This is a genomic window from Croceibacterium xixiisoli, from assembly GCF_009827305.1.
GTDB lineage: Bacteria > Pseudomonadota > Alphaproteobacteria > Sphingomonadales > Sphingomonadaceae > Croceibacterium_C > Croceibacterium_C xixiisoli.
Genome location: NZ_WTYJ01000001.1, coordinates 1,058,632 through 1,077,906 on the forward strand (window position 1 = coordinate 1,058,632; position 19,275 = coordinate 1,077,906).

General features: G+C 63.8%; 13 protein-coding genes. 7 read left to right on the forward strand and 6 right to left on the reverse strand.

The features are described from left to right. Positions 1-88 precede the first annotated feature (88 nt). Both GRI97_RS05055 and GRI97_RS05060 read left to right on the forward strand, forming a co-directional pair. Positions 89-1,411 (forward strand): FecR family protein, encoded by a 1,323-nt coding sequence (locus GRI97_RS05055; protein ID WP_161390002.1) that lies wholly within the window; start codon positions 89-91, stop codon positions 1,409-1,411. Between the two features lie 22 nt (positions 1,412-1,433). After that, the gene (locus tag GRI97_RS05060) at positions 1,434-3,641 is read left to right on the forward strand and encodes a CHASE2 domain-containing protein (protein ID WP_161390003.1); all 2,208 of its coding nucleotides are present in this window, start codon (positions 1,434-1,436) and stop codon (positions 3,639-3,641) included. 14 nt (positions 3,642-3,655) lie between these two features. Here the strand turns inward: GRI97_RS05060 and GRI97_RS05065 are convergent, their stop codons facing one another. Together GRI97_RS05065 and GRI97_RS05070 are read right to left on the reverse strand one after the other, a co-directional pair. Next, positions 3,656-4,192: a hypothetical protein gene (locus GRI97_RS05065; RefSeq protein WP_161390004.1), complete on the reverse strand. Its 537-nt coding sequence runs from the start codon at positions 4,190-4,192 to the stop codon at positions 3,656-3,658. Beyond that, positions 4,189-4,893, reverse strand: coding sequence for a response regulator transcription factor (locus tag GRI97_RS05070; protein ID WP_161390005.1), 705 nt, complete (start codon positions 4,891-4,893; stop codon positions 4,189-4,191). The genes GRI97_RS05065 and GRI97_RS05070 overlap by 4 nt, the downstream gene beginning before the upstream one ends. 207 nt (positions 4,894-5,100) lie before the next feature. Between GRI97_RS05070 and GRI97_RS05075 the strand changes: the two genes are divergently transcribed. From GRI97_RS05075 to GRI97_RS05085, 3 genes are read left to right on the forward strand one after another with little or no spacing between them, the layout of a single operon-like run. Beyond that, positions 5,101-8,457: a transglutaminase family protein gene (locus GRI97_RS05075; protein WP_161390006.1), complete on the forward strand. Its 3,357-nt coding sequence runs from the start codon at positions 5,101-5,103 to the stop codon at positions 8,455-8,457. Between the two features lie 8 nt (positions 8,458-8,465). Beyond that, positions 8,466-10,958, forward strand: coding sequence for a circularly permuted type 2 ATP-grasp protein (locus GRI97_RS05080; protein ID WP_161390007.1), 2,493 nt, complete (start codon positions 8,466-8,468; stop codon positions 10,956-10,958). Further along, a complete protein-coding gene (locus GRI97_RS05085) occupies positions 10,955-11,827 on the forward strand; it encodes a transglutaminase family protein (protein WP_161390008.1) in 873 nt (290 codons plus the stop codon). The genes GRI97_RS05080 and GRI97_RS05085 overlap by 4 nt, the downstream gene beginning before the upstream one ends. 113 nt (positions 11,828-11,940) lie before the next feature. Here GRI97_RS05085 and GRI97_RS05090 read toward each other — a convergent pair whose 3' ends face one another. From GRI97_RS05090 to GRI97_RS05100, 3 genes are read right to left on the reverse strand one after another with little or no spacing between them, the layout of a single operon-like run. After that, positions 11,941-12,366 carry a DUF6152 family protein gene (locus GRI97_RS05090; protein WP_161390009.1) on the reverse strand — a complete coding sequence of 142 codons (426 nt, stop codon included), beginning with the start codon at positions 12,364-12,366 and terminating at the stop codon, positions 11,941-11,943. 38 nt (positions 12,367-12,404) lie between these two features. Continuing rightward, positions 12,405-13,265, reverse strand: a complete 861-nt coding sequence (locus GRI97_RS05095; protein WP_161390010.1) for a hypothetical protein — start codon at positions 13,263-13,265, stop codon at positions 12,405-12,407. A 31-nt stretch (positions 13,266-13,296) separates the two neighbouring features. Beyond that, on the reverse strand, positions 13,297-15,198 hold the full coding sequence (locus GRI97_RS05100) for an outer membrane protein assembly factor BamB family protein (RefSeq protein ID WP_161390011.1): 1,902 nt from the start codon (positions 15,196-15,198) through the stop codon (positions 13,297-13,299). 749 nt (positions 15,199-15,947) lie between these two features. Here GRI97_RS05100 and GRI97_RS05105 point away from each other — a divergent pair. After that, positions 15,948-16,475: a DUF6644 family protein gene (locus GRI97_RS05105; protein WP_161390012.1), complete on the forward strand. Its 528-nt coding sequence runs from the start codon at positions 15,948-15,950 to the stop codon at positions 16,473-16,475. Positions 16,476-16,490: 15 nt separating this feature from the next. Then, positions 16,491-17,006 (forward strand): DUF6644 family protein, encoded by a 516-nt coding sequence (locus tag GRI97_RS05110; RefSeq protein WP_161390013.1) that lies wholly within the window; start codon positions 16,491-16,493, stop codon positions 17,004-17,006. A gap of 85 nt (positions 17,007-17,091) precedes the next feature. Here GRI97_RS05110 and GRI97_RS05115 read toward each other — a convergent pair whose 3' ends face one another. Then, positions 17,092-19,257 carry an outer membrane protein assembly factor BamB family protein gene (locus GRI97_RS05115; protein ID WP_161390014.1) on the reverse strand — a complete coding sequence of 722 codons (2,166 nt, stop codon included), beginning with the start codon at positions 19,255-19,257 and terminating at the stop codon, positions 17,092-17,094. Positions 19,258-19,275 lie beyond the last annotated feature (18 nt).

Below are 19,275 nucleotides of genomic sequence, written 5' to 3' on the forward strand. Positions count from 1 at the left end.
GTCCGCGCCACAGGCTTGCTTAAGATCGGGCTGAAACGATGGTGAAATCACCACGTGCAGGGGTCGCAAATTGAACAGGGATTATCCAATGGCTTGGCTGCGCATCGGTCGTGTACCCGTAGCTGTGCTTTCGCTGGTTGTTGCGTCCATCGGGCCGGTGTCGGCAATGGCGCAGGCGGAACCGCCGGAAGATTTCGTTTATGCGATGAAAGCCGGCGATACGCTGATCGGCCTGGCGGGCAGCTATTTCCACACGACAGGGGATTACCGGGTGGTGCAGCGGCGCAACCGGGTGGCCGATCCTTATCGCATGCCCATCGGCAGCCAGTTGCGCATTCCCGTCAACCTGCTGCGCTTTACCCCGGTGCAACTGCAGGTGGTCAGTTTCAGCGGCAATGTGGCGGTGGCGTCCGGCGGCCGGGAGCGCGCGCCTGCGGTTGGCGAAACCCTCTCCGAAGGAACCGTGCTGCAGACTGGTCGCGGTGGGTTCATTACCCTGTCCGGCGGGGCGGGGTCGCGGGTGTCGCTCCCATCCCAGTCGCGCGTGAGGGTGAAGTCCGCCCGGCGCTATCTGATCGACAACTCGCTGGATGTGGAATTTGAACTGCTGGAAGGGCGGGGCAGTTTCCAGCCGCCGCAACTGCGTCGGGGCGAACGCTATCGCGTGCGCACGCCGCAGGCGGTTTCGGCCGTGCGCGGAACCACTTTCCGGATCTTCCTGGCGCAGGATGGTGAACGATCGGGTACAGAGGTGATCGAGGGGGACGTGGCGCTCAGCACGTTGGAGGAAACGCACCACGTTGCCGCCGGTTTCGGCGCGGTCGCTGGCGAAGATGGCGGCATCGCGGAAGAACCCCTGCTGCCATCCCCCGTGCTGGCCGATCCGGATCGGGTCCAGACCGAAGTCGACCTGAAATTCACGATCCGCCCCGTTGCCGGCGCCACATCCTATCGGTTGCAGCTGGCGCGCGATGCCGGCTTTGTCGATACGATCGCCGAAACGGTTGATGCCGATACGGACATCACCCTGCCGGGCATCCCCAATGGCACCTATTTCGTGCGGTCGGCGGGGATCGCTGCCAGCGGGATCGAGGGCTTGACCGAAGCTTACAGTTTCCGGCGGCAGCGGCTGGGCGTGGAAGCAGCGGTCGGGCCGGCGGAACTGGTTGATGGCTTCCGTTTTGCCTGGCGGCATGAGGGGGAAGGGCCGGCGCTATACAGTTTCCGCCTCTGGCGCGAAGGGCAGGAGGCACGGCCGATGCTGCATGAGATTGCCATGGATCAGCGCGAATACACGCTGACGGCACTGCCGCCGGGCGTCTATTACTGGCAGGTTGCGGCTACGCAGCCGGGCGATGGGGAGTTGTTGACGGTGTGGAATGCACCGCAGAAGCTGACCATCACGCCCTGAAAGGGGTAATCGGTCCTGTCGCATGCTGAAAAACCGGCTGTTCCTCGAATGGTGTCTGACCCTGCTGGTGGCGGCGGGCGTGACCTGCTGGGCCAGCCTGTTCGAGCTGACCGCGCGGCTGGACGAACAATTGCAGGATATCGCCGTATCCTGGACCGTGGATCGGGGTGATCCGGCGCTGGTGCTGGTCGAGGTGGACGACCGAAGCCTGCGGGAACTGGGGCCCTGGCCCTGGCCGCGCGCGCGCCATGCCGAACTGATCGAGCGGCTATCGGCTGCCGGGGCGAAGGTGATCGTCCCGGACATACTGTTCCTGGAACCCGGGATCGTCGCCGAAGATCTGGCCCTGGCCCAGGCGGTGGCGAAGGCGGGCAATGTCGTGCTGCCCTTCACCTTCGGCCCGGAAGAAAACACGCTTGATGGGCGCGTTCCGATCATGCCGCTGCCGGCGCTGCAATCCGCCGCCCGCGAACTGGGGCATGTCGAGCTGCAGTTCGATGGCGATGGCACGATCCGGCGTGTTCCGCTGGCGATGGAGGAGCGTGGCCGGCGTTATGATCATCTGATGCAGGCGACGTACCGGGTCAAAGAAGGGCGTGATCCCCCACCGTCGGACAATGCCAGCGGATTGTCCGACATCGTGCCTTTCCACCAGCCGGGCACCTACCCCACCATATCGGCGGTAGATGTCCTGCGCGGGTCGGTCCCCAAGATATTCCTGCAGGATCGGGTGGTGCTGTTCGGCGCAACTGCGCAGGGGTTGCAGGATCGCTATGCGGTTCCGCGCTATGCCGGCCATATCCAGAGCGGTATCGAGATTCAGGCCAATCTGCTCGACGCCATGATGCATGACCGCTTCATTGCGCCGGTGTCCAGCCTCTGGAACATGGCGCTATCGGTGCTGCTGGTGGCGGCCTTGATGATGGCCTTCTGGGTGCTCAGGCCCAAATCGGCGCTGCGCTTTGCCGTGCTGCTGGCGCTGGCGATGGTGGCGCTCGCCCTGGCGCTGCCGACGGCGGCGGGGGTGTGGCTGTCCCCTGGCGCGGCGCTGGTCGGGATCGTCATCGCCTATCCGCTGTGGGGATGGCGTCGGCTGGTCTCCGTGGTGGATTTCCTGCACCAGGAATCTGCCAGTCTTCACCAGCAGTCGGATCAGCCGGTGGATGCGCAGGGCTTCGACGTGATCGCCCGGCAGGTGAATGAGTTCAAGGGCTTGCTGCTGAACGTGCGGCAGAATTTCGCCTTCGTTCGCGGCATCATCGAATCCGCGCCAGAGCCGATTGTCGTGCTTGACCGTTCGCGCCGGACCATCGCGATGAACGATGCCGCCCGGCGACTGCTCGGGCCGTTCGAACCAGGGCTCGATCTGCCCCTGCTTCTGGCGCGCAGCAATGGTCAGCTCGTCGACGGGAATGATGAGGTGGCGTTTGGGGATGGGCGCAGTTTCCGGATATCGCGCGCCCTGTTCGGTGCGGATCACGATGACGGCACCGGGGCCGAGGAAATCGTGCAGTTCCACGATATTTCCGCCATCCGCCGGGCCGAACAGAACCGGCGGATGACGCTGGAATTCCTCTCTCACGACATGCGGTCCCCGCAGGCGGCGATCATTGCCATGACCAATGACTCGCTGACGAAAGGTGATCCCGGCGCGCGCCTGTTGCGCATTCGCCAGCAGGCCGAACGGACGTTGCAACTGGCGGACAGCTTCGTGCAATATGCCCGGGTGCAGGAACAGGCGCTGTCCATGGAATCCTGTGATGTGCAGGCCCTGCTGATCGAGGCGGCCGACCGGGCCTATTTCGCCGCTAGGGCGAAGAGCACGACCATTCGCCTGAATGATCAGGAAGACCCGGTTTTCCTGAACTGCGACGCGGCGCTGATCGCCCGCATGCTGGACAATCTGATCGGCAATGCCATCCGCTACTCCCCTGCCGGATCCGCCATCAGCCTGGCGGTGGAAAATGCCCCGTCATCGAATCGTGATGTCGTGCTGCTGGTCGGGGACAATGGGCCAGGCCTGCCGGCCGCCCGGCGGCACGATCCCTTTGCTCGCTTCGGTGCCTGTCAGAATGCGGACGACAATGCGCCCAGCAGCGGGCTGGGACTGGCTTTCGTGGCAGAGGTCGTCAGCCGGCATCGCGGCCAGATCGAGGTGAAAACCGCGGCGGGGGAGGGGACACTGTTCCGGATCACCCTGCCGGATGATGCGTCACCCGACAACGTCTGAACAGCAAGGGCAGCTCAGGATGCTTGCCCATTCCGGCTGAGCGCGTCGTCGACCATTTGCCCGGCCAGATCTTCCAGCATGGCGGGGGTGATCGTGCAACTGTCCATTTCGGCCGTCGATCGGTGGAGCAGGGCGCCCGTCGCCCGTTGGAAGGCCGCCATGCTGATCCGGGCGCGTTCACCACGGCAGCGATCGAGCAAATAGCCCCGGCGGGCGACGGATTCCCAGGCCACTTCCCCATCCACTGCGCGGCCGATGCCGACATAGGACGGGCGCATGGAAACCGAATAGCGGATTTCGATACCGGCACCCTCCGCCGTCGCGACTGAATGCCGTGCCAGCGCAGTCTGCAGCGCTTGGCCAAGCATGGTTTCATCCGCGCCGGCATCCGGGTTCAGGCTGGCCGGGGTGCCGGATGCCAGGCCTGCCCCGGTCGCATCGACGCGTGGATGGGCGCCAATGGCGCAGGCGGACAGCGCCAGCGCGCCGGCCAGGCAGAATGCATTACGCAGGGTCGGCAGGGGAGGAATACGCAGGGACGGCTGAATCATGCGCCGTTGCTATCATTATCCTTGATCGAATCCATCCTGTATCCGAAGCCGAACACCGTCTGGATCACCAGACCGTTCTCCGCGCGCAGCGACAGCTTGGACCGGACGCGCGAGACATGCATGTCCAGCGTGCGGGTTTCGACCAGGTCGGAACTGCCCCAGATCTCCCCCAGCAGATAGCTGCGGGAAAGCGGACGATCGATATTTTCCAGGAACACCCGCGCCAGGGCAAATTCCTTCGCGGTCAGTTTGACCGGCTGCCCGTCGAGCGAGATCTGGTCTTCCGCCATGTCGATCGAATAGCGGCCATGGGCAGTCTGTCGATCACGTGGACGGGCCTGAGTGCGCCGCGCGGCCGCGCGGATGCGCGCCAGGATGATCGTTTCTTCCTCAGGCTTGATGATATAGTCGGTCGCTCCGGCTTCGAGCCCGCGCACCACATCGTCGGTGTCACCGCGTGCGGTCAGCAGGATAAAGGCCGGGGGCGTTTCCAGCCGATCGGTGGCCCAGCGCAGCACTTCGATGCCCGAAGTGTTGGGCATGTTCCAGTCGAGCAGCACGACGTCGAAGGTGGAGCGGCGCAAGGCGGTAACGACATCGGTGCCATCCGCAAAAATCTCGCAGGTCATGCCGGCAGATTCTGCCAGGCGGGCCATCTCTGCGGCGAGATCCGGTTCGTCATCGACGATCGCAACGCGCACTTTAGCTGTCCCCCTGCACAAATGTAACATGGCCTTTTGGACCGATGCTCAACGCCTAGCTTAAACTATCCAATTTCGCTGCCGCCAAGACATTAGCTTTACAAGATTTTACCTAATGAGATGCTAGGGTTAGTACGTAGGCATCACCCGCAGCCGTGTCATACGGATTGTGTTGCAACGCAGCATGGAAAATCGTCTAATGCTCGGATGATCCGCGCCGCGCTCCACCACGCCACCAGCTATCATTATGACCGGCCCGTCCGGCTCGGTCCGCAGATCGTCCGGCTGCGACCGGCTCCGCACGCCCGCACAGCCATTCCCAACTATGCGCTCAAGATCGAACCGGCCGGCCATTTCCTGAACTGGCAGCAGGATCCGCATGGCAACTGGCTGGCGCGGATCGTGTTTCCCGAACGGGTCACGCATTTTTCGATCGAGGTCGATCTGATCGCCGACATGACGGTGATCAATCCGTTCGATTTCTTCGTGGAGGAAAGCGCGGAGCAGATCCCCTTCCACTATGATGCGGAAACGCGGGAAGAACTGGCCGCCTATTTCGAGGCAGAGCCGACCGGCCCGCTGTTCGATGAATTGCTGCAGCAATTCAGCCAGTGGCGGGGGCGGACGATCGACTTCCTGGTCGCCATCAATCAGGCGCTGGAACAGCGGATCGGCTATGTCGTGCGGATGGAAGCCGGGGTGCAGGCGCCGGAAGAAACGCTGACGCTGGGCACCGGATCCTGCCGTGATTCCGGCTGGCTGTTGGTCCATCTGCTGCGGCGCCTTGGCTATGCCGCGCGCTTCGTATCCGGCTATCTGATCCAGATGAAGGCAGATGTGGAGCCGGTCGAAGGACCCAAGGGACCGGAAGCGGATTTCACCGATCTGCACGCTTGGTGCGAGGTGTTCATCCCCGGCGCCGGCTGGATCGGGCTCGATCCCACATCCGGCCTGTTCGCGGGGGAAGGGCATATCCCCGTCGCCGCCACCCCGCATTATCGCTCCGCCGCGCCGATCAGCGGCGTGTCCGAACCGGCCGAGGTGTCGTTCAATTTCGCCATGCGCGTCGATCGCGTGCATGAGGCAGTGCGCATCACCAAGCCGTTCACGGACAAGCGCTGGGAAAGCCTGCTCGCCTTGGGCGCGCAGGTCGATGTGGATCTGAATGCGCAGGATTGCCGGCTGACCATGGGCGGGGAACCGACCTTCGTGGCTGCCGATGATCCCGAAGCGCCCGAATGGAACAGCGATGCCGTCGGCCCGACCAAGGCCCGTTATGCCGACCGGCTGATCCGCAAGCTGCGCGATCGCTTCGCGCCGGGCGCGCTGCTCCATCATGGGCAGGGCAAATGGTATCCGGGGGAAAGCCTGCCGCGCTGGGGCTATTCACTCTATTGGCGCAAGGACGGCATCCCCATCTGGCGCAATCCAGCGCTGATCGCGGCCGATCCGGATCAAGAGCAGCCCGATACGCTGGGCGCGGCCGATGCGCAGGCATTCCTGGACAATATTGCCGTCGGGCTGGGCATCGTCGGCGATTATGTGCAGCCGGTCTACAATGACGGCGAGAAGTGGATCGAGCGGGAAGGGGAACTGCCGGTCAATGTGACACCGGGCGACCCGAAGATCGATGATCCCGAAGAACGCGCCCGCATCGTGCGGACCTTCGCGCGCGGCCTGTCGAAGCCGGTCGGCTATGTGCTGCCGGTGCAGCGCTGGCAGGCCGAACCGGCCAAGGGGCCACGCTGGAAGAGCGAACAATGGACTGTGCGGCGCGGCGCGCTGTTCGCGGTGCCGGGCGATGCGGCGCTTGGCTATCGCCTGCCGCTGGGCTCGCTGCCCTGGGTCCCCAAATCCGACTATCCCTATATCCATCCGCGCGTCAGCACCGATGCCCAGACCCCGATCGCCGATTTTCGCCAGCAGGCGGCAAAACCGGCGCAGGACCAGACGGAAGTCACGGCCGGCAGGCAGCGCCATGAACGCGTGGAGCAGGCTGAGGGCAATCGGCAGGATATCGTCGAACAGGAAATCATCGCCGGTGCCGTCCGCACCGCGATCACGGTGGAGGCACGCGGCAGCTATCTGTCGGTCTTCATCCCGCCGGTGGAGGAGATGGAGGATTTCCTCGAACTGGTCGCCCAGGTGGAAGCGGTGGCCGAAAAGCTGAACCTGCCGGTGCGGGTGGAAGGCTATCCTCCGCCGCCCGATCCGCGTATTCAGGTGCTCAAGGTCACGCCCGATCCCGGCGTGATCGAGGTCAACATCCACCCCACCGCCAGCTGGGAAGATCTGGTGGAGGTGACCACCGGGCTTTACGACGATGCACGCGAATGTGGGCTGACGGCGGACAAGTTCATGGTCGATGGCCGCTCGGTCGGCACCGGCGGCGGCAACCACATGGTCATGGGCGGGGAAACCTTCCCCGACAGCCTGTTCATCCGCCGTCCCGACCTGTTGAAGAGCTTCGTGCTCTATTGGCAGCGGCATCCCTCGCTCAGCTATCTGTTTTCCGGCCTGTTCATCGGCCCGACCAGCCAGGCGCCACGGATCGACGAAGCGCGGCATGACAGCCTGTATGAGCTGGAAATCGCCCTGGCCCAGGTGCCGCCGCCCGGCGTGGCGCCGCAATTCCCCTGGGTCGTCGATCTGCTGTTCCGCAACATGCTGGTCGATGTGACGGGCAACACCCACCGCACGGAAATCTGCATCGATAAGCTCTATTCGCGTGACGGGCCGACCGGCCGATTGGGCCTGGTCGAGTTTCGCGGATTCGAGATGCCGCCGGACGCGAAGATGAGCGTGGCCCAGCAATTGCTGCTCCGCGCGCTGCTGGCGTGGTTTTCCCGCCAGCCGCAGGATGGCAGTCTGGTCCGCTGGGGCACGGCCCTGCATGACCGGTTCCTGCTGCCGCATTTCGCCTGGACCGACTTTATGGAGGTTCTCTCCGACCTGCGGCAGGCGGGTTATGATTTCGATCCGCAATGGTTCGAAGCGCAGAAGCAGTTCCGTTTCCCGGTGCATGGCACGGTGGAGGCGGGCGGCGTGCAGCTGGAGATCAGCCATGCGCTGGAACCCTGGAACGTGCTGGGTGAAACCGGGGCGATCGGCGGGACCGTGCGCTATGTCGACAGTTCGACCGAACGGCTGCAGGTGCGCGCCAGCGGGCTGGTGCCGGGCCGTCACGTGATTGCCTGCAATGGCCGCCGCGTGCCGCTGCATCCCACCGGGCAACCGGGCGAAGCGGTGGGCGGGGTGCGCTATAAGGCTTGGGCGCCGCCGTCTTGCCTGCATCCGTTGCTCCCGGCCAATGCCCCGCTGACCTTCGACGTGTTCGACAGCTGGAACGGCCGCTCGCTGGGCGGCTGCGTCTATCACGTGGCCCACCCGGGCGGGCGGTCCTATGACGATGTGCCGGTCAACAGCTATGAAGCCGAAGCCCGCCGCAAGGCGCGGTTCCAGGAATTCGGGCATACGCCGGGGCAGGTGGATATCCCCGCCGAAGAGCATCGCGGGGAATTTCCGATGACGCTCGACCTGAGGCGACCGGCGCGCCTATACTGACGCGGGTAATGGCAAACCAGGCTGAAGATCTCTTCGGCCCCGGCCCCGGGGCTGATCCGCTCGCATATTATCAGGCGGGTGAGCCTGGTGGTGATGCCTATCTGGCGGCCCAGCCGCAGGTGGCAGACGCCTGGCGCAGCTTCGTCGCCGGGTTGGTGGCGCAGGGCAATGGCGATCTGGCGCGGGTGCGCGGCTTTCTGGATCGGCATGTCGACGAACTCGGCCTGGCTTACCGCCTGACCGGTGACGAGCAGGAACGCGCCTGGCCATTGAGCCCGATCCCAATCCTGATCGGCGCGGCGGAATGGTCGGGCATAGAGGCGGGGCTGGTCCAGCGGGCCGAGCTGCTCGAAGCCGTGCTGCGAGACATCTACGGCGATCAGCACCTGTTTGCAGATGGGCATCTGCCCCCGGCTATGGCATCGGGCAGCCCGCATTTCGCCCGGCGGATGATCGGCGTGAAGCCGCCCGGTGGGCATTATCTGCGGCAATATGCGGTGGATCTGGCCCGCGGGCCGGATGGCAGCTGGCGGGTGCTGGCGGATCGGACGCGGCTGTCGATCGGCGTCGGCTATGCGCTGGAAAACCGCCTTGCACTGTCCCGCTCCACCGGATCGCTGCTGGGTTCGATCGGAGCGCGGCGGCAGTCGGATTTCTTCGATGCACTGCGTGAAGGGATCGCCGCCGATTGCGTCCGATCGGATCCGCGCATCGCCCTGTTCACGCCGGGGCGTTTCAACCAGAGCTATCCCGAACAGGCGCTGCTCGCGCGGCATCTCGGGTTTTCGCTGGTCGAAGGGCGCGATCTGATGGTGCGCAATTCGCGGCTGTTCGTGCGCACTATCGCGGGGGTGAAGCGGATCGACGCGCTGTGGCGGTGGATCAACACGCGCGATATCGATCCGCTCCATTTCGATTCCCGTTCCCGTATCGGCGTGCCCGATCTGCTGCAGGTCTGCGTCAGCGGCCAGATGCTGTTGTGCAACTGGCCGGGTGCCGGGGCGGTGGAATCGCGGGCCATGTCGGCCTTCATGCCGCGCCTGTGCGATCGGCTGCTGGGGGAACCGCTGCTGCTGCCCAATGCGGCAACCTGGTGGTGCGGGGGGCAGGACGAACGCAACTACGTCGCGGCCAATCTGGATCGGCTGATCATATCATCGGCCTTCCGCCAGCCCAATGCGCTGATGCCCGATGGCAGTTCGCGTGCCGGGGCGGAATTGAGTGCGGCCGAACGGGCGGTGCTGCTGCAGGAACTGGACCGGCGGCCGATGGATTTCGCCGCGCAGGAAGTTGTTCGCCTGTCGACCACGCCATGCCTGGACGATGGAGGGATCGCCCCGCGCGGTTTCACCATTCGCGCCTTCCTGACGCGTGGGGCCGACGGGCAGTGGGTGGTACTGCCAGGCGGCTTTGGCCGCATGTCGAGCGACGGCGATCTGCGGACCTCCCTGATCGGGGAGGGGGATATCTCCTGCGATGTCTGCGTGCTCGATTCGCCAGGATCGGAACAGGCGATGCTGGCGCCGGTTCTGGTTCCGCCGCAGGTGCGACGGGCTCAAGGGGTGCTTCCCAGCCAGGCAGCCGACAATCTGTTCTGGCTCGGCCGCTATGTCGAACGCAGCCACCAGGTCGCCCGCGTGGTGCGCACCATGCTGGATGCGGGCGATGCGCTGCAGACCGAGACGGGAATGGGCTCTGCCGCATCGCGCCTCGCGCGGTTGCTGGAACGGTGGGGCGCGGTGCCGCGCGCGGCATCCGCATGGCGCCCCGCCGATATCGCCGGTGCGGCGCTGGGCAGCGCAGATCAGCCGGGCAGCGTGATTACGCAGGACAGGCGTATTCGCGGGTTGGCGCGGCTGCTGCGCGATCGGCTCAGCCGCGACAGCTGGCGCGCGCTGAACCGGCCTCTGCCGCGCTATGTCCAGGGGGACAGCGATTCTATCACCGCGGCGGCGGACCAGCAGCTCGAACAATCGGCTGCCTTCGTGCGGCTGACGGCCGATACGATGAGCCGCTCTGCCGCCTGGCGTTTCTTCGATCTGGGCATGTGCATCGAACGCGCGTCGCTGATGACGCAGGCCTGCGCCACGATCGTTCCGGGGCAGGCGAGCGCGGTCGATCTGGCGGCCTTGCTGGATCTGGCCGATGCCCAGGCCGTCTATCGCGCGCGCTATCTGACCATGCCCTTCATCGCGCCGGTGCTAGACATGGTGTTGCTGGATCCCCAGCAGCCGCGCAGCCTGGTGTTCCAGCTCGGGGGCATCCGCGACCATCTGGAAACCCTGCCATCCCTGCGGGAAGACGGTCTGGCTGATTTGCCGTTGCGGCTGGCGCGGCAATTGTATGTGCGGGCAGAATCGCTCGATGCCGAAACGCTGACGCCCCGGACGCTCGACGATCTGCTGCAGGCGCTGTCTGATCTGTCGAATGCGATCAGCAAGCGGTTTTTCCTGGAAGAGGCGGCAACGCCGGAACGGGACGGGGCGCAGTTGCTGTCGTGATCTATCATGTTAACCACCGATCGGTGCTCAGCTATGCAGCACCGGTGTTCGATGCGCGGATCAACCTGCGGCTGAAGCCCGTCGCATGGCCCGGGCAGAGCATGCGCGATTATCGGCTGGAGATTGATCCGATGCCGGCGAGCATGCGGGACGAGGTGGGCCCCTATGTGGTCAACACGCTGGCGCTGAACCTGGCGGAGGCGCTCAGCGCCCTGACGGTTGTCAGCAGCTTCACCATGCAGGTGGATGCACCCGTCGTCCCACAGCACACGCCCTCCATCACCGATCTCAGGCAGCAGGCGCTGGCCGTGCAACGCATCGACGCGCTGGCACCGGCGCCCTATCTCTACGCGTCGCGTCTGGCGGCATTCGAACCCGATATCGCGCATTGGGCGGCAACAAGCCTGACCTCGGACCAGCAGGTGCTGGATGGCGCCCTGGACCTGGCGCGCCGGATCTATCGGGAATTCGCCTATGTTCCCGGGGCCACCTCCAGTTCGACCAGCCCGGCCGATGCCTTCCGCGCGCGGGAGGGGGTGTGTCAGGATTTTGCCCAGGTGATGATCGTCGCCCTGCGCAGCTTCGGCATTCCGGCAGCCTATGTCAGCGGCTATCTGCGCACTATTCCGCCACCAGGCCGGGAACGGCTGGTCGGTGCGGACGCCATGCATGCCTGGGTTGCCGTGTGGTGCGGGGATGCAGCGGGCTGGGTCGGCATTGATCCCACCAATGATTGCTTAACCGGGGAATCGCACATCACCGTGGCAATGGGGCGCGATTATGCCGATGTCGCGCCCGTCGACGGCGTATTCGTGGGGCAATCCGTCCAGCGCATGAAGGTGCAAGTGGATGTGGCTCCGCTCGATTGAGCGGCCAGGCCATAAATCCCGCCAAGCCGAATTTCTTCAGCCGCAAAAAGGAAAGGCCCGCGATCCATGGGATCGCGGGCCATCCTGCATTGCCCGGATGGGCAGAGCTATGCTTAGCGGCCGCGGTTCGCTGCAGCTGCCACAGCTTCGGTGGTCGGGTTGCCGAGCGACAGTTCGCGGCCATTCGGGAAGCGGATTTCCGCTGCCGATGCGCGGGTGTCGCCATCGCGTGCTGCGAAAGCGTCCACGATGATTTCGGTGCCCGCAGGCAGCGAGTTCCGGTTCCAGCCACGACGCAGCAGTGCGCTGGGTGCACCGCCTTCAACGCGCCAGCGTTCGACCTTGCCATTGCGGCGCGCGTCGATGTGGATCCAGGAGTGGGGGTTAACCCATTCGAACTTCACAACCTTGCCTTCCAGACGGAGCGGCTTGTTGCGGTCGAACTCGGTGGCGAAAGAATGGTGTGCGAAAGCCGTGCCAACGGTGCCGGCTGCAACAACAGCGGCGAGAGCGGCAGCGGCCCATTTCTTGGTCTGCATTTTTATCTACTCCTCAAACTTCACTCGCTCTCGTGCTCTTATTCCGAGCCTTCCTTGTTCTCGAGCAGATCGCCATATAGCATCTGTTCGCTGAACGGTACGCAACGGAATTCGAGCAACTGGGCATTCTCTTCCACGCGCCGATAGATCGGCATCTTCATAGTCCAGGCTTCGGTATAAACGGTCGGATCTTCAATGGTCACTTCATAATCCATGTGGTCTGCACCACGGGGAGTGAAGCGTTCGATGACGGTGGCCGTGTTGGTCAGATAATTGCCCGCACGGTCCAGCCAGGTAACGCCTTCGATCATTTCACCGGCCGGCAGCTTCACGTCGCCGGGGCCCTGGGCCAGGGTCGTCACGACCAGCGTGTCGCCTTCCCACTTGCCGTAGGACGTGCCCATCCAGGTGTCGATCGGCGGGATGCCGACTTCCTGCATGTGGATCACGCGATTCGCGGTGGCATATTCATAGACGAACAGAATATCGTCGCCCGTGCCCTGCACGATCTGGAAGGGATAACCCATATAGGTCGCGCGCGGGATGCCGGGCAGGTAGCAGGCGCCTTCCGGGTCGTGGCGAACCGGGTTTGCCTTGTTCTGCGCCAGCCGTTCCTGGGCTGCGTCATTGTAGGGGATCTTGCCGCCGACAACCACGCCAAGGCCGGCGGGAATCGCGCCGATCGCGCCAACCAGGCGGTCTGCAACCGGATTCGGGCCGGCCGAATGCGGCTCCACGTTCCAGTTGGCGGTGCCCATGGTCTGCCAGACGCCGTTGATGTTCGGGTTTTCACCGATGCGGGCCGGGGCCTGCTGCTGGGCGTTCTGTGCCATGGCGACACCCGGCACAGCCAGTGCGAAGGCTGCCACAGTGGCGGCCAGGATCGAGATATTCTTCATTCCCCCGAGTAACCTCTCTTGTTTGTATCGCTTAGCGCGATAGCGAATAGGCGACGATTGTGCCACCTGCATTGATTGCGACAAATTGCTTCCCGCCATTGCCGTTGTAGGACATCGGATTGGCATTGGCACTGCTGCGGAGCTGCGTTTCCCAAAGCATCTGCCCGGTATCCGCATCGAACGCCCGGAAGCGCTTGTCGTTGGTGGCGCCGACGAACACGAGTCCGCCGCCGGTCACCGTCGGGCCGGCACTGCCGGCATTGCCCAGGGTGCGCCTGCCTTCTGGCAGTTCTTCGTAGTCACCCAGGGGAACGGCCCATTTGATTTCGCCCGTGTTCGCATCGATCGCGGTCAAACGCGCCCAAGGCGGCCGGTAACAAGGGGCGCTGGTTCCTTCCGCGCGGCCGTTTTCGTCATATTTGCCGCTCAACGGCGCCTGGAAGGAGAAGAAGGGGCCCTTGCCGTCCACGCTGGCGCGGTCATAGGCCTGATTGGTGTCATTGGCATCGAAGCTGTAGCTTTCGGTCGATTCCTTGCGTTCGACCCAGCCGACCAGGCTGGTGTCGATCGCATTGACATAGACCATGCCATTGGTCGGGTTTGCAGCCGGCCCGCCCCAGTTGACGCCGCCGATCCCGCCCGGAAGCTGGATGGTCGAACGCGGGGGCGTGCCCTGGCGGTGCAAATAGAAGGGCGTGAACTGGCCAAAATTCAGATAGCCGCCGGCCTTGTCCCACATGTCGCGGCAGGCCTGGGCATGTTCGGGCGTGGTGTCTTCTGCGGTGACCAGATCATCATAGGTCAACCGCACGCGGCTCAGCGGCGGGGTGACGACCGGGAAGGGCTGGGTCGGGTGGTAATATTCGCCGGGCACATCGCCGACCGGAACCGGCCGTTCTTCTACTGTGTGAATGGGCTGGCCGTTTTCGCGGTTCAGCACATAGAACAGGCTGGTCTTGCCGACATGGGCGATCGCCTGACGCCGGTTGCGGCCCTGACCCACAGTGATCAGCGGTCCGGCCGATGGCATGTCTGCATCCCAGATGTCGTGATGGACGGTCTGGTAATGCCATTTGTATTCGCCGGTCTTCAGATCGACAGCGACCAGCGAATTGGCGAACAGGTTCGAACCGGGGCGATCACCGCCGTAATAATTGGCCGCAGGGCCGCTGATCGGCAGGATCACGATCCCGCGTTCCATATCGACCGGGGCGGAAAACGCCCACATATTCGCGCCGGAACGGCCCTTCCAGCCATTGCCCCAGGTGTCGTTATGCGGCTGGCCTTCCTGCGGCACCGTCTGGAATTCCCAGATCTTGGCGCCGGTGCGAACATTGAAGGCACGCGGATTGCCCGGCACGCCGATCGGATTTTCCAGCGTCGCAGCACCGATGATGGCGATTTCGCCGGCCACGGTCACCGCGCCGCCATAACCCACGCCGACATCGACCGCGCCATTGGTGCCGAAACCGGCAGCGGGCTGGCCCGTCGCTGCATCCAGCGCATACATGGTCGATCCGGCCATCACCATGATCCGCGCGGGGGTGTTGGCGTCCCCCGGCCAGTAACCCACGCCGCGCGAAGAGGCATTGACGGCCGGTGCGCCGGCCGTCTGCGGAACGCTGAACACCCATTTTTCGGTGCCGGCTTCTGCATCCAGGGCAACCACGCGGTTGCCGGCAGGCACATACATGGTCCCGCCGATCACCACCGGCACGGCGGTGTTGAAGGACCGCAGCGGATAGGTCCAGGCCTGCTGCAACTGCGTTACATTGGACCGGTTGATCTCGTTGAGGGGGGAGTAACGGGTGGATGCGAGGTCGCGATTGATCGTGCGCCAGTCACCGGCGGGAATCGTATCCTGGGCCAGTGCGCCATGGCTTACGCCGACCGACAGCATCGCTGCCAGCGCAATGCCCTTTGCGACACGCATATACATATCCTCCCCAGTGTGCCGGTCGTTCACACAATCGCGTGCGCCGCAGCAGAAATTGCTTCGTTGATTCTGTCCTACTGTTGGGCAGCGCCTTTGACAATGCCCTCTGAACCGTTCCGGCAAACATCGCAATCGTTTGTTGGATAAACTATATCGTGCCTCGCTTCTGCAGTTTTCCGTATAGGCGCGGGCCCGTGCGGTATGAAAATCTGCAAATTGTTGCATGCGTGCAACAGTCTGGCAGCTGCGCGCCAGAATCTGGCCCACACGGCAACTGATAGGGCGAGTCGTTAAACTTATGGCAGAGGCGTAACCTGACGCAGGGATGACAGCGCGTTTGCATTGCTATCGGATTGTTGCGGGAATCTGCGTGTTTGCGGTGCATTCCTCCATACGAGCAGAGGAAAAGCTTTTCCCCGCTCGCTCGCTGGCGTATCGGGGCCCCTTGGAACCAGCGATTTGAGGCGTTTTGTCCGGCTTGGACATTGTCAACTGACGGCACGTTCCAGGTCTTGGCGCAGATCTGGCACCGCTTCGGCGGGATTTGCGCTGGATCAATGCCAGCCTCGCTGGCGGCTGTAACTGGCTGTTACCTGGGTGGTAACGGTAATTTACTCTGCCGGCATCTGCTGGACGAGTAAGTGACGACGGATTGGCGCCATGGTCCTCGCGATCGGCGCTGACTCACTGGGATAAACGGACGCATTCGCGGACCGACAAGTTTTGGACAGGGGAATCATTCTCTGATGGGCGATTTACTTTTTAACTTTACCGAGTGGCTGCGGACGACAGCTCTCGTCGATCTGGCCTTGTGGATTTCAGAAACCAAGGCCAGCGAGATCATGGCCACCAATTTCTGGGCCATCCCTGCGTTTCAGGTGATTCACATCCTTTCGATTGCGGCGGCATTCGGATCGATTCTGATGATCAACGTGCGCGTCTTCAATGCGGGCGGCACCAGCCAGACCCTGATTGAAACCGCCAATCGTTATGTTCCGTGGATCTGGTGGGCGCTGCTGTTCCTGGTCATTTCGGGCTTCGTGATGATCATCGGTGAACCGGTGCGCGAACTGATCAACCCCATCTTCTGGATCAAGATGGTGCTGGTGGTTGTGGCCATCCTGCTCAGCCTGTGGTTCCACAATGGCGTGATCCGCAAGGCAGAAGCAGGCCAGGGCGTTGGCGGTTCCGCCAGGGCGGGCGCTGTCATCATCACCATTCTTTGGTGCGCAATCATCTTCGGCGGTCGTTGGATCGCTTACGCACCGGCGTGATTCTGGGGGCTATCGATGTATCCTGAACCTGAAAATATCTGGCAGACGATCGAGTATTCGAAAGTCGGCATCTACATCGCCGAATCGACCTGGGCATTCCCGACCCTGGAAACGATCCACGTCATCGCGCTGGTAACGGTGATCGGCACGATCGCCATCGTCGATCTGCGGCTGCTCGGCATTGCCGGTCTGAAGCAGCGCTTTACCGAACTCAGCCGCGACACGCTCAAATGGACGGTAGGCGCCTTCGTGCTTGCGGCCATCACCGGCGGCCTGCTGTTCGTCAGCAAGGCCAGCACCTACATGGTCAATCCCTACTTCCTCTGGAAGATGGGCGTGATGGCCCTGGCGGGCATCAACATGGTCTATTTCCATGTCATCACCCAGAAGACTCAGGCCGCCTGGGACGTATATGGCACGGGTGAAATCCCGACCGGCGCCAAGGTTGCCGGCCTGCTGTCGTTGCTGTTCTGGATCATGGTCGTCGGCTTCGGTCGCGCAATCGGCTTCACGCTCGGCATCTTCTACTGATCATGCCGCATTCCGGTGGCCATGCTGCCGACAAAGGAAAGGCCGCCCCCTCGGGGCGGCCTTTCTTGTTTCAGCCACCGGTGCTTCAGTTCTTTTCCGGCAGCGCAAACACATAGAGCGCCGAACCATTGACCGGCGGCAGCGGAATTTCCGGCGTGAAGGCGGCCGGCAGGCCGAAGGCGAGCGGATTGCCGGCCCCGGTCACCATCGCCACATATTGCCGCCCATCGACAGAGAAGGTGATCGGTGATCCATTGGGAATGCCGGCCACCCCGGTGCGCCACAATTCGCGCCCGTCCGCCTGGTCATAGGCGATAAACTGCCGGTCCATGCCCCCGGTGAACAGCAATCCGCCCGCTGTGCTCAGAATGCCCATGTCATAGGGCGCGCGGCGGCGGACTTCCCAGGTGATTTTGCCGCTGCCGACATCAAGGTTCTGCAGCACGCCGTAATTGCCGTCTCCATCGGCCGGCGGCGAATAGAGCACATTGACCCCGCTGGTCAGGAAGCCGGTTTCCGCCGGCACCATCTCCATGCAGACATCGCGCGCATTGACGAACAGCGCCCGGCTCTGCGGGTTGAATGATGTTGAGCTCCAGTTGCGGCCGCCCCCGGCATGCGGGCAGACGAACACCGGCCCCTTGTCACGCCCGGGCACCAGTTTCGGGTCCACGGTCTTGTCCCCGGTCACCGGATCGATCGCGATGATGAAATCCTGCAGGCCCATGTCGACCGTGGTCAGGTAACGGCCAGTGGCGACATCCAACGCATCGAACAGTCCCTCCTTGCCGCCGGTGATGACGGCGCGGTGATCCTGGCCGCCGACATTGATCGTGCCGATGACGCGATCGAACACCCAGTCCAGATCATACTGGTCGTTCTTCATGTGCTGATAATGCCAGGCCAGCCGGCCGGACCTGGGTTCGAAGGCCAGGGTCGAATTGGTATAGAGCCCGTCATTGTTCTCGCCCGGCTCGCGGTCACGCAGCGGCCCGGTGTCATAGGTCTGCGCCACGCCCCACAGCGCGAGCCCGCTTTCGGCATCATAGGTGCCGGACGTCCAGACCGATCCGCCGCGCCGTTCATTGTCGGGCAGGCCGTTCCAGGTATCACCGCCGGGGGTACCGGCCTTGGCCACGGTGTCGAAGGTCCACAGATGGCGCCCGGTCTCGGCGTCGAACCCGGCGATCAGCCCGCCGCCCGGTTGCTGCGTGGTCAGGCCCTGCATGATCACGCCATCGGCCGCCAGCGGCCCGCCGGGATTGCGGAAGCCTGTCTTGTCGGTGATCGGCACGTCCCACACCTGGCGCCCGGTGCGCGCGTCCAGCGCGATCAGATGCAGATCCGACGTGGCGGCGAAAATCTTGTCGCCATAGAGCGCCAGCGTCTTCTTGGAGGTCAGCGAGGTGCCTTCCGGCACGGCGCGCTTGTAATTCCACAACATGGTGCCGCTGGCAGCATCGAAGGCGAACACCTGATCGCCATAGCCGAAGACATAGAGCACCCCGTCGCGCACCAGCGGTTCATTGGTGGTTTCGCCCATGGGCAGCGCTTGGGCCCAGGCCAGTCGCAGCTGGCCGACATTGCCGGTGTCGATCTGGGCCAGCGGCGAATAACCCTGACCATTATGGCCGCGCCGCCAGCTCATCCAGTTTTCCGGTGCCGGATCGCTGAGCATGGCCTGAGTCACGGGTTGGTAGTTGGCGAAACGGTCGGGCGGGGTGGGGCCGGCGGGCATGGGGTAGCGGGTGGAAATGCCGCCTATGCCCAGTTCGCTGACCCTGGCGCCTTCTTCTGGCTTGGCGGGCAGGGTAAACCCGGCCAGCTGTTCCGGCACATGGGCCAGCGCCGCGCTGGCCGTTCCGCCATTGCGATTTAGGATCAGCGCGGTCAGCGCGGCATAGGTTTCATCGGGCAGGGTGCCGGCATTGCCCGGCGGCATGGATGTGCGCAGATAGCGGAACAGATCGCCGGCCGGGGCCTCGCCCCATTTGGCCAGAAATGTCGGCCCCTTCAACGTAGTGGCGAACTGGCCGCCGGCCAGATCGGGCCCGTGGCAGGCGGCGCAATTGGTGGTGTAGGCCTGTTCACCCAGTTGGACCTGGGCTGAAAAACTGCCGCCGCCCGATTGGGCACCGGCGGTAGTGGCGCCGGCAAGGCTGAACCCGGCCCATGACAGACTGCCGAGCGCCAGCACGACGCCCATGGCGGAAAGGGGCGGCGAAGACCGCCCCCTGACGAAACTCCGCATGCCCCTCTCCTTGTTGTT

Excerpts from the sequence above, each read along its gene's own strand:
- GRI97_RS05055 (WP_161390002.1), top strand. The coding sequence starts at position 89 with ATGGCTTGGCTGCGCATCGGTCGTGTACCCGTAGCTGTGCTTTCGCTG.
- GRI97_RS05060 (WP_161390003.1), top strand. The coding sequence starts at position 1,434 with ATGCTGAAAAACCGGCTGTTCCTCGAATGGTGTCTGACCCTGCTGGTG.
- GRI97_RS05065 (WP_161390004.1), bottom strand. The coding sequence starts at position 4,192 with ATGATTCAGCCGTCCCTGCGTATTCCTCCCCTGCCGACCCTGCGTAAT.
- GRI97_RS05075 (WP_161390006.1), top strand. The coding sequence starts at position 5,101 with ATGATCCGCGCCGCGCTCCACCACGCCACCAGCTATCATTATGACCGG.
- GRI97_RS05080 (WP_161390007.1), top strand. The coding sequence starts at position 8,466 with ATGGCAAACCAGGCTGAAGATCTCTTCGGCCCCGGCCCCGGGGCTGAT.
- GRI97_RS05090 (WP_161390009.1), bottom strand. The coding sequence starts at position 12,366 with ATGCAGACCAAGAAATGGGCCGCTGCCGCTCTCGCCGCTGTTGTTGCA.
- GRI97_RS05095 (WP_161390010.1), bottom strand. The coding sequence starts at position 13,265 with ATGAAGAATATCTCGATCCTGGCCGCCACTGTGGCAGCCTTCGCACTG.
- GRI97_RS05100 (WP_161390011.1), bottom strand. The coding sequence starts at position 15,198 with ATGCGTGTCGCAAAGGGCATTGCGCTGGCAGCGATGCTGTCGGTCGGC.
- GRI97_RS05105 (WP_161390012.1), top strand. The coding sequence starts at position 15,948 with ATGGGCGATTTACTTTTTAACTTTACCGAGTGGCTGCGGACGACAGCT.
- GRI97_RS05110 (WP_161390013.1), top strand. The coding sequence starts at position 16,491 with ATGTATCCTGAACCTGAAAATATCTGGCAGACGATCGAGTATTCGAAA.
- GRI97_RS05115 (WP_161390014.1), bottom strand. The coding sequence starts at position 19,257 with ATGCGGAGTTTCGTCAGGGGGCGGTCTTCGCCGCCCCTTTCCGCCATG.